This is a genomic window from Pseudomonas sp. FG35 (genome assembly GCF_057809295.1).
In genome coordinates, this window is sequence record NZ_JBMDJR010000001.1 from 383,902 (window position 1) to 396,894 (window position 12,993).

12 protein-coding genes are annotated in these 12,993 nt (G+C 59.7%); 6 read left to right on the top strand and 6 right to left on the bottom strand.

Annotation, left to right across the window (positions count from 1 at the left end):
• Window positions 1-92: 92 nt before the first annotated feature.
• Window positions 93-245, bottom strand: a complete 153-nt coding sequence (locus ACODTD_RS01715) for a hypothetical protein (RefSeq protein WP_489104530.1) — start codon at window positions 243-245, stop codon at window positions 93-95.
• 142 nt (window positions 246-387) lie between these two features.
• Here ACODTD_RS01715 and ACODTD_RS01720 point away from each other — a divergent pair, with 142 nt between their 5' ends.
• Entirely contained in the window at window positions 388-576 is a 189-nt protein-coding gene (locus ACODTD_RS01720; RefSeq protein WP_007957552.1) for a hypothetical protein, read from the top strand.
• 18 nt (window positions 577-594) lie between these two features.
• Here ACODTD_RS01720 and ACODTD_RS01725 read toward each other — a convergent pair whose 3' ends face one another.
• Window positions 595-972: a hypothetical protein gene (locus ACODTD_RS01725; RefSeq protein ID WP_011333980.1), complete on the bottom strand. Its 378-nt coding sequence runs from the start codon at window positions 970-972 to the stop codon at window positions 595-597.
• A 294-nt stretch (window positions 973-1,266) separates the two neighbouring features.
• On the opposite strand from ACODTD_RS01725, the gene pvdQ reads away from it, so the two are divergent.
• Window positions 1,267-3,603 carry a bifunctional acylase PvdQ gene (gene pvdQ, locus ACODTD_RS01730; RefSeq protein ID WP_201818320.1) on the top strand — a complete coding sequence of 779 codons (2,337 nt, stop codon included), beginning with the start codon at window positions 1,267-1,269 and terminating at the stop codon, window positions 3,601-3,603.
• Window positions 3,604-3,665: 62 nt separating this feature from the next.
• Here the strand turns inward: pvdQ and ACODTD_RS01735 are convergent, their stop codons facing one another.
• Window positions 3,666-4,667: a FecR family protein gene (locus ACODTD_RS01735; RefSeq protein ID WP_201818321.1), complete on the bottom strand. Its 1,002-nt coding sequence runs from the start codon at window positions 4,665-4,667 to the stop codon at window positions 3,666-3,668.
• A 155-nt stretch (window positions 4,668-4,822) separates the two neighbouring features.
• Between ACODTD_RS01735 and ACODTD_RS01740 the strand changes: the two genes are divergently transcribed.
• On the top strand, window positions 4,823-5,092 hold the full coding sequence (locus tag ACODTD_RS01740) for a PepSY domain-containing protein (RefSeq protein ID WP_102621347.1): 270 nt from the start codon (window positions 4,823-4,825) through the stop codon (window positions 5,090-5,092).
• A gap of 60 nt (window positions 5,093-5,152) precedes the next feature.
• Here ACODTD_RS01740 and ACODTD_RS01745 read toward each other — a convergent pair whose 3' ends face one another.
• Complete coding sequence (locus tag ACODTD_RS01745) at window positions 5,153-8,473, bottom strand: dermonecrotic toxin domain-containing protein (RefSeq protein ID WP_489104366.1); 3,321 nt, start codon at window positions 8,471-8,473, stop codon at window positions 5,153-5,155.
• Between the two features lie 48 nt (window positions 8,474-8,521).
• Between ACODTD_RS01745 and ACODTD_RS01750 the strand changes: the two genes are divergently transcribed.
• Together ACODTD_RS01750 and ACODTD_RS01755 are read left to right on the top strand one after the other, a co-directional pair.
• Entirely contained in the window at window positions 8,522-9,562 is a 1,041-nt protein-coding gene (locus ACODTD_RS01750) for a hypothetical protein (protein ID WP_285355606.1), read from the top strand.
• Window positions 9,563-10,189: 627 nt separating this feature from the next.
• Window positions 10,190-11,221: an Ldh family oxidoreductase gene (locus tag ACODTD_RS01755; RefSeq protein ID WP_201818324.1), complete on the top strand. Its 1,032-nt coding sequence runs from the start codon at window positions 10,190-10,192 to the stop codon at window positions 11,219-11,221.
• Between the two features lie 56 nt (window positions 11,222-11,277).
• On the opposite strand, the gene ACODTD_RS01760 is transcribed toward ACODTD_RS01755, so the two are convergent.
• Entirely contained in the window at window positions 11,278-11,595 is a 318-nt protein-coding gene (locus tag ACODTD_RS01760) for an ElaB/YgaM/YqjD family protein (RefSeq protein ID WP_007957537.1), read from the bottom strand.
• Between the two features lie 153 nt (window positions 11,596-11,748).
• Here ACODTD_RS01760 and ACODTD_RS01765 point away from each other — a divergent pair, with 153 nt between their 5' ends.
• Window positions 11,749-12,003, top strand: coding sequence for a hypothetical protein (locus tag ACODTD_RS01765; RefSeq protein WP_007957535.1), 255 nt, complete (start codon window positions 11,749-11,751; stop codon window positions 12,001-12,003).
• Here the strand turns inward: ACODTD_RS01765 and ACODTD_RS01770 are convergent, their stop codons facing one another.
• Window positions 12,004-12,918, bottom strand: coding sequence for a LysR family transcriptional regulator (locus tag ACODTD_RS01770; protein WP_285355612.1), 915 nt, complete (start codon window positions 12,916-12,918; stop codon window positions 12,004-12,006).
• Window positions 12,919-12,993: the final 75 nt, after the last annotated feature.

The window sequence follows — 12,993 nt, forward strand, 5'->3', positions numbered from 1 at the left end:
AAAGCCCACATTCCTGTGGGCAATTTTCCTGACGCTAAAATCCGTTGTTGCATTTGAACGGATGGACGCTGGCATCCTTTCCGCGAGATGACTTAACGATGGTAGTAATAGCCAGGGCCAGGCGCGTAGTGGCGATGATCGCCATGCCAGCCGCCGTGGGGAAAGATGATGCAGCCGCTCAGGGTAAGCAGTGCAAGGACAGGAATCAGCCAGGTGATTCGACGCAGCATTTCAAAGATCCTCATGGTTGACGCCGTTTGAAGCCAAAGCTCTTCATCGGCTGTAACATGAGACCCCGTTTACCGCGGCGCATCCCCGTCAAACGGTATGCGCATGGCATCAACGCCGATACAAACCCGATACATTCCAACGGTTCAGGAACCTGTAATGACCCATAAGCAACGCTTGATATATTCGATTCTGATCGCCGTCGCCGTACTGCTGATCATGCTCGGCCTGTCCTGGCTGCAAAACGCCGGCAAGCTCAGCGAGCAAACCTTCCAGTACATCGCCATCGGCGTGGCAGTGGTGGTCGTGGTGATCAACGGCGTGATGCGCCGCAAGGTCAAGCCCTGACGGCGTCGGCCGCGCGCCTCAATCGTGGTTGAGCACGGCCGCAGCCTGGGGATGGAGACTGTAGCTCTTGTCGTCGTTGAACGTGATCACGCCTTCGGCGCACAGGCGCTTGAGCACTTCGCGAACGCTGAGGAAGGACAAGGGAATGTCCAGATCCAGCAACTGGCTGTGAACGCCACGCACACCCAGACGACGATCGTCTTCGGCGGCGACCAGCAGGGTGTCGATGACTTTGAGGCGAATCAGACTGGTGCGCAGGCCAAAGCTTTTTAGCAGCAAGCGGATGCGTTCATTGCCGTGACGCTCGATCCGTTGCCCGAATACGTCGACGTGCGAACCCATGGGCGCTCCTTGTAGGGTCTGGCTACCTTCCGATGGTAGGGGTGGGTTGTACATGCGAATACTCCTTTCAGAGCCTGATCAGGAAAGGTTTTTTGTGCTCTCTCTAAACAAGACGTTTCAGCCCGACAAATCATGAAGCGAAAAATGTAGAAAATTTGTCGTCGTTTCGTCTTTTCCCCGTGATGGCGGCACGATACGGGTGGGTGACCCACTAAATTTTTTTTCCACGGCTTCGTTTTCTGGACAGGCTCATTGCGCGTGACGCGTGGGTGATTTCAGAGCGAGCCGGGCCCGACGTGTTCACGGTGGCGGGCGGTTCGCTCTTCGGCATATCGATCAGGAGCGAGCGTGACTATTTCCAGGCAATTCACCGGACTGACCCTTGCCGGCCTGTTTCTCGGGCTGAGTCTGTCGGCGCAGGCGTTCAGCCCGTCCGTTCAGACCGGCGCGGATATCCGTCGCACAGGCTTTGGGGTACCGCACATTCGCGCGGAAAACGAACGAGGCCTCGGATTCGGCATCGGTTACGCCTATGCGCAGGACAACCTGTGCCTGCTGGCCAACGAAATCGTGACAGTCAATGGCGAGCGGTCGCGGTACTTCGGGCCGGAGCAATTGACGGTCGAAGAACGCGAGAACCGCATCAGCGATGTGTTCTTCCAGTGGCTCAACACCCCGCAGGCGGTGAATGCCTTCTGGCAGGCGCAGCCGGCCGAGGTGCGTGACCTGGTGGAAGGTTATGCCGCCGGCTACAACCGTTACCTGGCCGAGCGCCGTCAGCAGGGACTGCCGCAACAGTGCCAGGGTGAATGGGTGCGCGATATCGCCGCCGAAGACCTGGTGAAGCTGACCCGTCGACTGTTGGTCGAGGGCGGTGTCGGTCAGTTCGCCGAAGCGCTGGCGGGTGCGACGCCGCCGCAGGTCACTGCGCAAATTGAAAACGATGCGCGGGACTACCAACTGGCGGACACACGCCTGCAACGCTTCGCACTCGACCGTGGCAGCAACGCGGTGGCGGTGGGCAGTGAGCGCTCGTTCAATGGTCGCGGCATGCTGTTGGCCAACCCGCATTTTCCGTGGGTCGGCGGCATGCGCTTCTATCAGATGCACCTGACCATTCCGGGCAAGCTCGATGTGATGGGCGCGGCGCTGCCGGGTCTGCCGATGATCAACATCGGTTTCAACCAGCACCTGGCCTGGACCCACACCGTCGACTCGTCCAAGCATTTCACCCTGTATCGCCTGCAACTCGATCCGAAGGATCCGACCCGTTACCTGCTCGACGGCCAGTCGTTGCCGATGAACAAGCAGACCGTCACGGTGCAGGTCAAACAGGCGGACGGCCAGGTCGTGCCGGTTTCCCGTGACGTCTACAGCTCACAGTTCGGCCCGATCGTGCAGTGGCCCGGCAAGCTCGACTGGAACAATCAGTTCGCCTATAGCCTGCGCGATGCCAACCTCGACAATGACCGGGTGCTGAAGCAGTGGTACGCCATGAACCGCGCCGGCAATCTCAAGGATCTGCAGGATTCGGTGCACACGGTCCAGGGCATCCCGTGGGTCAACACCCTGGCGGTGGATGACAAGGGCCAGACGCTGTACATGAACCTGTCAGTGGTGCCGAACGTCAGTACCGACAAACTGGCCAGGTGCAGCGACCCGCGCGCCGGTCTGAAAATGATCGTGCTCGACGGTTCCAACAGCGCTTGCGCCTGGGACAATGATCCGCAAGCCGCACAGAAGGGCATCTACGCCTCCAGCCAACTGCCGCAGCTGTTGCGCAAGGACTTCGTCCAGCACTCCAACGATTCGGCCTGGCTGGCCAACCCGGCGCAACCGCTGACCGGCTTCTCGCCGCTGATCAGCCAGGATGGCCAGCCGCTGGGCCTGCGCTCGCGCTTTGCGCTGGACCGACTGGCAACCCTGAGCAAAAAAGGCCCGGTGTCAGTACAGGACCTGCAACACATGGTGATGGACGATCAGGTGTTCCTGGCAACGCAGGTGGTGCCGGATCTGTTGAAGTTCTGTGCTAACCAGTCTGTTGCAGCGTTGAAAACGGTGTGCAGCAGCCTGAAAGCGTGGGACGGCCGGGCGAATCTGGAGTCGGGCGTTGGCCTGGTGCATTTCCAGAGCATCATGCAAGCGATGCAGGAATCGCCGCAGGCCTGGCGCGTGGCATTCGATCCGAAGGATGCGCAACACACACCGCGCGGGCTGGCTATTGAAAAGCCGGAAGTGGCCAAGGCACTGCGCGAGGCCATGCTGGCGTCGGCCGAAATTGCCGCCAAAATGGGCCTGACCGAGAAAACCCGTTGGGGTGATGTGCAGGTGGTCAGCAGTGGCGGCCAGCAAACGCCGATTCACGGTGGCCCGGGTACGCTGGGCATCTACAACGCTATCCAGAGCGTGCCCCGTGAAGATGGCAAGCTGGAGGTGGTCAGCGGCACCAGTTACCTGCAAGTCGTCACGTTCGACGACAAGGGGCCGCATGCTCAGGGCCTGCTGGCGTTCTCGCTGTCCAGCGATCCGGCGTCGAAGTATTCCCGCGACCAGACCGAGGCGTTCTCGAAGAAACAATGGAGCGTGTTGCCGTTCACCGAGCAGCAGATCAAGGCTGATCCGCAGTATCAGGTGCAGACCGTACGCGATGATCTGGAAAAAACGGGGAAAGTGGCGGCGCAGTAATCAGCTGTTCAACCCGTCTACAACCGCTAAAGCAGAAGGCCGCTCCCTCACGGGAACGGCCTTCAGTTTTTTGGCGGCTGTTGCGGCATCGGATTGATGACCGGGTTGCCGTCCTTGTTGCGGGTCAGGAAGACCGGCAAGACTTTGGGCAGGGTACTGGCGAAGCTGTTCAGTTCCTTGATGTTGTAGATCCCGCCAATCCGGATCGAGCCGGTCGAGTTGTCGGCGAGCATCAGGGGTTTGTCCAGATAGCGGTTGATCTGCGGCAACGCTTCGTTCAGCGACAGGTTGTCGAGCACCAGCCTGCCGCTGCGCCAGGCCAGCGAATGGTCGTTGGCGTAGGTCTGACTGATTTGCGGCATGTCGTCGCCGTGCTTGTAGCGAGCCTGCATCGAGGGGCCCAGGCGCAAGCCGTCGCCGCTCAGGCGGGCGTTGCTGGTGACCAGCACGGAGCCCTCAATCAGGTTCACCTTGACCTGGTCCTCATACATCCAGACGTTGAAGCGCGTGCCGGTGACGCGAATCCTGCCTTCGGCCGCCCTGACGATGAAGGGGTGGCCAAGGTCATGGCTGACTTCGAAGAACGCCTCACCCTTTTTCAGCGTGACGCGACGCTCGTCCTTGTAATTGCTGTAGGTCAGCTCGGTGTTGAGGTTCAGCTCGACCTGACTGCCATCGCCCAGCGTGACATGGCGGACATTGTCGGTCGCTGCAAAATGCTGATAGCTGTTGGGGAGCCAGCCGAGGTTCCATCCGGCCCAGGCGGCCAGCGGCAATGCCAGGGCACAGACCGAAGCCGCCACTGCGTACCGGCGCCATGAGCTGGCGGGTTGGCGAATCGGCACGACCGGCGCGGGTTCCGGGCGCGGCAAGTGCTCAGCCACCTCCCAGATTTCCAGCATGGCCTCATACTCGAACGCGTGAAGCGGGTGCGCATCACGCCATTGTTCGAACGCCTGGCGCTCTTCAGCAGTGCAGTCGACGGCATGCAGACGCATGCACCAATGCGCGGCGGCATCGGTGATCGCATCGTATTCGGCTTCCGAGAGGGTGTTCTGGGTCATTGACTCATCCTGATTTCCCGCATTCTAACCTTTGGGGGAAGGTGCCGAGAACATCCGTCATGGCATTTACCCATCAAACTTTGAACTTTTTTTCCCCAAAACGCCCCAAAAACCAGGACGTCCTGTGAACGCTATCCCCCAAATGGAGTGAAAAAATGATCAAAAGAACCTTGGCCGCTTTCGTCGCAACCGCCAGTCTCCTGAGCGCCGGCGTGGCGCTGGCCGACCGCCCGGGCGCTGGATGGATCACTATCGAAAAGGCCATCGAAATCGTTAAAACCAAGGCCGGTTATGTCGAGGTCTACGAGATCGAGGCCGACAACAACGGCTACTGGAAAGGAGAAGGGCGCAAGGCCGATGGCGTGGTGTACGAATTCCGAATCGATGGGGCTTCGGGCAATGTGCTGCGGGATCAGAAGGACTGATTCGGCTTCCAAAGGCATTAAATGCGCAGGTGTTGCACCTGCGCTTTTTTTTCGTCTGCTTCAGGGCGATTGCATGGGGTCGAGTTGCCGCCCGATTTCGCAGATCAGCCGGGTGACGGAGTCGGCATTGCGCAGGATCACCTTGATGCGAACGTCGGGATTTTGTCGATCAAGGAAGGCGTTGCGCGCTTCAAGAAGGTTTTTGGCGCCGGTCAGTTGCAGGACTTCATCGTAGATCAGTTGCATGTCCGCAATCTTGTCGATCCCCATCCAGGTTTTGAGGGTGGTGTTCCATTCGGCAAACAGTTGCTCTCGTGGCGTACGCAGTGACAAGGCAGAGCTCTGATCGAACTCCAGATCCTCGTACAACCTCAAGCCATCCGGAGTGAGGGTCGATATCAGGTCACAGAACGGCTCACGTGCACGCAATGTTGCGATATCCATCGTCTTGCTGAATTGATGGGAAAACTCGTGAATCAAGGTGGATGCCTGGGCATGCCCGTCGACATCGAATGGCACCTGCATAAAAGGTTTGAATGCATCCAGTTGCTGGTCGAAAAAGTGTTCGGTGAAGTGCACCAATCGCTTCTGGTCGCCATCCAGGACAAACGCGATCACATCGGGCAGATACTTGTTGGAACCGACGACGAAGCGCTCTGTTTCCAACAACTCATCAGCGGGGTCCACCAGGGCTTTGCAGATGGGGATGATGGCGGTGCCGATTTTTTTAAGCATTTCGGCGGTAATCTTCGGCGCATCAAAAAAGCCTTCGAGAAAAAGGCTGACCCGGGGGTTGGCTATACCCTTGGTGAGCGGAACCAGATTATGCAGGCAATAAAAGGCATAGCGTCGGGCGAGGTCGATTGCATGCACCAACTCCTGGGCTTTTTGCGGGTATTTGAGGCGAATCTCATTCATACCGTGGGCTTCGATGTTCAACATGTTGCGGCGCAAGCGGGTAATGGTCGTGCGTTCGGCGAGTTTCCTGATGGCCTGGCCGTAGTGAACGGTCTGACCAGGTGAAATGATGACCTGGCGTGATTCGCTGATCTGGATCATCGGGCCGGATTGATCCGGGCTGCGCAGTTGCCAGGCTTCACCCTTCTGAACGACCGGGTAGACCTTGCCTTCAATCACGGCGTAATGGCGGTTGTTCGACACATCCCGGTAGGTGCCCAGCCTGGGGCTGAAGACGAGATCCTCCAGCGCAACCTCCCTCGCCTCGAAAGGACCCAGCTGCGTGCGTCGAGGCGAAGTGGGTTCGATGTCGGCCCTATCCGGCGTGATTGTTTCTTCCATGTTTTTCGCCATGGTTTCGGCTGCGTCTGTGCTTTGCTGCTCGACGGCATCACTGGCGATGGAGGTTTCGGCCGACATCTGCGGCAAAAGCCCCATCATCACCATTTGCGCGGCCCCTCCGATAAAAGACCGCAGCGCGCGTTTCCAGTGGTGATCCTGCAGTGCTTCGGCCGAGTCCTTGAACTCGTCGTACGCTTTCCAGAGAAAGGGGATGACGGCAAGCTTGCCCGGCAGCAAACCGGGAACCTGTTTGATTTCATCGCTGAGCAGAACTTTTGCTGTCTCCCAGTCAGTCTGCGCTTCGCTCTGTTTCTGGGTCCCCAGCAGTTGGGTGAGCAACTTGAGATTGTCGGTGTACAGGTACTCCAGCAGGTTGCCGGTGATTGCTCGCAAGTCCAGGCTCATTTCACTGGTCTGACCCAGTGTGGATTCCAGCAGGCTGCGAAACAGCGCGCGCTCGGCTTCTGGCAGGCGGCGCAGCAAGAGGTTCTGCAAATGTCCGGGGATGTTCAACGCCGCTATCAGCGATTTTTCGTCATCGAATTCGTGAAAGACCTGTTCGTCATAGGGGGCGTAGAGCACCAGTGGCTCTCTGTTTTCGCCGCCGGCCGTGAACACATGCATTCCGGGAACGATGACCGCTGGCGTGCCTTCGGTCTTGATCAGCGAAAGCGGGCAGGCAATGGCCGGCACCTCTGCGGCGGCCCGGGCAATACCGTCGGGCATGTCCAGCACCTGACGTACGTAATCGAAGGCGGTGTCACACAGCCGTTGCTGCAGTTTCAGGGCATGGGCCTGTTGCATCAGTTGCCAGGGCAACTGACGTAAAAAGCGCTGCTTGCGCTCACGACCTTCGGCCGTGTCGATCGACAGTGAACCGGCCACTTTTGCGCTGAAGCTTGTCGGTATCGCCAGTGAAAGCAGCAATTGCGTCACCGCTCCCTGATCCAGCCCGGCCGGCATCGTCTGCCGGTTTTTCGATGACACCCGAAAGCCCGTTCCCTGGGCGACGTTGATGTGGTTCAGGGCGAATTCCACCAGCGTCTGCGGGGGGCCGGCCAACGCCAGGTGAGGGGTGATTTCCATTTCGCGCGGATCGAGCCGATGCCCCGGAAAGCGCTGGCCGAGCAAGGTCGCGAGCGTCTGTTCGACGTGGCTGACCAAAGTCGGCACGCCCGTCAGGTAATCCTGATCGTTCGAAACACTCTGGTACCACTGTTCCAGCAATTCAACGTGCCTTTTCTGTTCCATTACCGGCGCCATTCCCAGCCAGGCGGGCAATGTCTGTGCGGTGGCGATGGCTTGCGCATGGCTGGCTGCCAGAGGCAGGTTGGTGTTGATCGTCGTCCCGCGCAGTTGTTCCAGAGCCCTTTCCAGGCGGGTCTGGTCCGTGATCCGTGAGCGCACCTGTTCGCATCGATCCAGGTAATGCTCGATGCTCGACTCCATGCGATCAAGCAGCACGTTGCCGCCAATGAAAAGCAGCGGCCCCAGGGTATATCGCTGATGGGCCTGGAACTGTGATGCAAGGATGTTTTCCAGCAAAGAAAGGCGTTGTGTACCGTCGAGGAGTCGCCGGTTCAACTGCCTGCGGACACTGGCCACGCTGTCGAAAACTTCCAGCCCCTGTGAAGGCGTCCATAGCACTGCAAACCCCGAGTGTTGTTCGTCGAGGCCTCCACGTTCGGTTAACAGGATGCAATGTGCCAGGCGCACCAGATGGCGTTCACCGGGACTTTCGAGTGTGAGCGAATAGGCATCCGGGCGGAAACCGTTGAGCGCCTCACGCTGCATGCGGGTGGGGCGATCGGCGCTGATCACGGTATTGACGATCGCTTCAGCCCAGGCCGGCAGGGTTGCATTCAATCGGCGGAGCCTGGCCTCACCGTTAATGCCGACAAACCAGGCGTGTGCCAGATCCGGCTTCATGGTTTCCAGCCAGTAACGCTGGATGGCCCGATTCTTCATGGGTTGACTGGCAAGCCGGTTGACCAGCGGACCCTCAACCGAACGGAAGGTCTTCACCGCCGCAAGGGCCTTCTCCGCGAGCACAGCAGAGGGTTGCCGGTCGCCGGCGATCACCGGGTGTGTGCTCCAGCGTCCCCTCGTGTCCAGCTGCAACAACCGTTCATGGATCATCGAGCGGATATCCAGACTTTTGTCGAACAGCGCGTGAAGGTTCACGGCACCGTCGCTGTGTCGAAACACCTGCAACGCGTATTCGATGTTCTGTCGTTGCTTGGTGATGATCGATTCGAACAGGATTTTGAAGATTTCCCCGACGATCCGTTCTCCCGATACCTTGGGTTGATCGAAACCGAGAAAGCGATTTTGCTCATCCAGGTTCAACAATCCGAAGAGCTCGTCTTCGTGACCCCTGGCGAGAAATTTGTCCTGCAGCGTCTGCTTGAGATCTTCGTAATCCTCGAGCAATTGCAGGCCTTGGGCGGGCGTATAAAGAAACGCGTGAGGTTCGCTGATCATCAGCGAACCCGCCAGTTCCACGTAATTGGCGGCGTGTTCCCACAGCCGTACGCTTTCCACCACAGGAAAACGGACGGCGGACGAAACCGGATCTATCAGTTGATGCACGGTGTTGAACTGCTCGCGATCGAGGATCCCGGCTTCGCGCTTGAGCATCCATTCGCAGCGTGCCTGGTCTTCCAGCACTTGAGCGAAGAAGACACGCCGGGTGGTGCCAACGGCGGAGGGGGCGTCCCAGAAACCTTCCAGTTCGCGAAACAGCAGCACCGGCAACCGCCCCGAAGTGTTCTTGACGACATCCTCCCAGACAGCCTGATCGTCAATTGCCGGTTTTCTGCCCGGATTGGAAAACGCCGGTTGCCGGCCCGCCGGCCAGTGCTGATGTCGGTAATACGCCAGTACTGCCTCACTCAGGCTCATGGATTCGGGCCAGTGCCTGTCGGTCAATTCCATGGGGCGGGCGCTGTCACTGGCAAGCGGACGGAATCTGACGCGTGTATTTTTTTGCCGCAATGTCCCGAAATGTGGCTTGAGCGCGTTATCCAGTATCGCCTCCAGCATGTCCGTGAGCGTGGCGATGGCTTGCAGTTCGGCGCACAGGGCTTCGGTGTTCAATGCCTGTCCTTGCTCGAGGCTTGCACGCTGTTCTTCGAATATATCCCCGTCGATAATGCTGAAGGTCACTGAAACGGGCCCGGCGTCGAGTAGTCGCTTGCGTTGGGGCTCGGCCAGAAATGCCAAAAGAGGGTCCTGCTCATCGGCGTCGTTGAGGCGTTGTTCGAGTTGCACCTTCAGGGATTGCCGACTGTGATGTTTTCTGATGCCGTCATACGGGGTGTAGAGAATCAGACCCTTGTCATCCGGCATCTCCCCGAGAACAAAGGCGCCGGGCAGCGGCAGGGGAATCTGGTTGCCGACGTTCAGCAATACGCGTTCGGCACGCAGGGGGGGAGTCTGCTGTCCGCGCAAGGTGGCCGACGCCAGCCGGGCATGGGCGAGCCAGCGAAAATCCTTTTCGCGCAGGCCGTGTGCCTTGCCCAGTTCGGGCCAGAGTCCCGGTGAATCAATGGCTTCGGGGAATAACAAGGGAGGTGTTGGGGCTGACATCGTGGAGTCTCGCTGAGGGCGTTTGCACGCGCTGATGGTTTGAGGCTCAAGATTAAGAATCGGCCGGGATCGGCAGGTGGTACATGGATATTGCGCCAGGTGCGATCCGCATCACGGGGTTGACAGGCTACCGGCTGCATGTGGTTAATCCGGTTGCGGGTTGTTCGTTCGCTGTTGTTCCCTCCAATAATTACTCTGGAGCTTCAGATGTCTGCGCCACACGATCATGCGATCTCGTCCTCGGTGTCTCTGGACGAGCTGATTCAACTGCTGGAAACGATTTTCACCCGTCACGGCACCTCGGCCGAAGTCGCCAGAACCCTGGCCACCAATTGCGCCAATGCCGAGCGGGACGGTGCGCACAGTCACGGCGTATTCCGGATTCCCGGTTATGTCTCGACGCTCAACAGTGGCTGGGTCAACGGCAAGGCCGTGCCGAAAGTCGAGGACGTGGCTTCAGGGTTTGTCAGTGTCGATGCCGGCAACGGTTTTGCCCAGCCTGCGCTGGCGGCGGCGCGTCCACTGTTGGTGGAGAAGGCCCGCAGCGCCGGGATTGCGGTGTTGGCGATCCGAAATTCCCATCACTTTGCCGCACTGTGGCCGGACGTCGAGCCGTTCGCCGACGAAGGCCTGGTAGCGCTGAGCGTGGTCAACAGCATGACCTGCGTGGTGCCGCACGGCGCCGACCGGCCATTGTTTGGCACCAACCCGATCGCCTTCGCCGCGCCACGGGCCGACGGTGCGCCGATCGTGTTCGACCTGGCCACCAGCGCCATCGCTCATGGCGACGTGCAGATCGCCGCGCGCAAGGGCGAAAAACTGCCGGCAGGCATGGGCGTCGACAGTCTCGGCCAGCCGACCTGCGACCCGAAAGCGATTCTGGAAGGCGGCGCATTGCTGCCGTTTGGCGGGCACAAAGGCTCGGCGCTGTCGATGATGGTGGAGCTGCTCGCCGCCGCGCTGACTGGCGGCAATTTCTCGTTCGAATTCGACTGGAAAAACCATCCGGGGGCCAAGACACCGTGGACCGGTCAGCTGCTGATCGTGATCGACCCGAGCAAGACCGCCGGGCAAAGCTTTGCCGAACGCAGTCAGGAACTCGTGCGGCAGATGCACGGGGTAGGGCTCAAGCGCTTGCCGGGGGATCGGCGGCATTTGCAGCGGGCCAAGTCATTGGCCAAAGGGATCGAACTGGATCAACTGACCCTGTCGCAGCTGCGTGAACTGGCCGGCGAATGAGTGTTTGCCGGGCATGAAAAAGGCGAGCCCGAGGGACTCGCCTTTTTTGTTCGCGCTCAGCGGCGACCGAGCAGCAATCCGACCACCAGACCGAACCCGGCGGATATCGCCACGGTCTGCCACGGGTGCCCGCCGATGTAGCTCTCGGTGGCGTCCACCGCCGGTTTGGTGCGGTCACGCACGCTGGTGACCGAATCCAGCGCCTGCTGCAATTTCTGGGCGATTTGCCCGCGCAGGGTCTCCGCTTCCTCGCCGACCAGCGAGGCACTGCTTTTGAGCAGTTTTTCCGACTCTTCGATCAGCGCCTGAAGTTCGCTGAAGGCCTGGTCCTTGATTTGGTCTTCGGCGGCTTGAACGGCGGTTTTCCGGGCCATTGGGTGACTCCTTGCAGGTGAATGGACAGTGAACAATGGAGTGTGGCGCGCCTTGAAAAGTTGCAGCGATTTTCCATCCGGAGCAAAAACCAGCGTCAGAGGTTTCCGTCCAGCGTGTAAGATGTCGCCATTTCATGCAGCAGGTAATTCCCGATGAGTTTCAATCTCGCCGACAAATCCCTCGCAGAGCGCGCCGCGCTGGAAGACGAGAAATCCCGACTGTTCGAACTCTGGCAGAACAATCTGGGCAAAGCCAAGGGTGAAGCCGCACGATTGTTTGGCGAGCGCTCCAAGCGCAAGGGTAAATGGGCCGAATTCGTGCGCGCCGAACTGGACGGCATGTCGCCGCCGGAGTTCGCCAACATGGTGCGCAGTGAAGTCAATCGCCTGATGGCGGCCAACAAGTAATCATTCGGTTCTGAAACTGGCGCCTATCGCTTCGCGCACCGTCAGTACCACCGGATCGATCTGGGTGCTGGTGCGCCAGCCCAGTTCGATCGGGTAACGCGGCAGCGCCAGCGGGCAGGGCAGCAGCGCCAGCCCGCTCATTGAAGCAATGGCCTGCGCGGCGTGGGTCGGGATGGTCGCCACCGCTTCGCTGCCCTTGAGCAGGTGTGGCAACGCCGCGAAATGCGTGGTCGAGGCGCAGACCCGGCGAGTCCTGCCCAGCGCCGCCAGCCCTTCATCGGTGATCCCGATAAAACCGCCCGACGACACCAGCAGGTGCTCGCGAGTGACAAACTCCTCCAGATCGATCTGCTGCTGGCCTGGCGCCAGGCTCGCCGGATCCACCAGACACGCATAACCCCCTTCACCCAACACCTGACGGCTGAGCAGCCGTTCGGCGAACCCGCCGGCGGTGATCGCCAGATCGATGCTGCGCTCCATCAGCGCCCGGGCGACGATCTGACTGTGGGTCTGGCGAAAGATCAGCCGCAGTTTCGGCGCGCGGCGGGCGATTTCCTCGATCAGCAGCCGCCCGTAAGCGATCTCGAAGTCGTCCGAGAGGCCCACAGTGACCGAGCGTCCGTCGTAGTGATTGGCAGTCGGGTCGACCATGGCCAGGCTTTGCCGACATTTGTTCAGCGCATCGCTGACCACCGGTTTCAACTGGTTGGCCTTGAGCGTCGGGGCCAAACCCCGTCCGGTACGCACGAACAATTGATCGCCATACACCTCGCGCAACCGGCGCAAGGCTGCGCTGACTGCCGACTGAGTCACGCCCAGACGCAACGCCGCGCGGCTGGCACTGGACTCTTCATGCAGCGCTTCGAAGACTTTCAGCAGGTTGAGGTCAACGGTTGCGATATTCATCTGGCTCATATCATTCAGCAGTGGATCGGTCTTTATTCATGATCCCGTGGCGTCGGAGAATCAGCAACACCTGAACTTCACGGA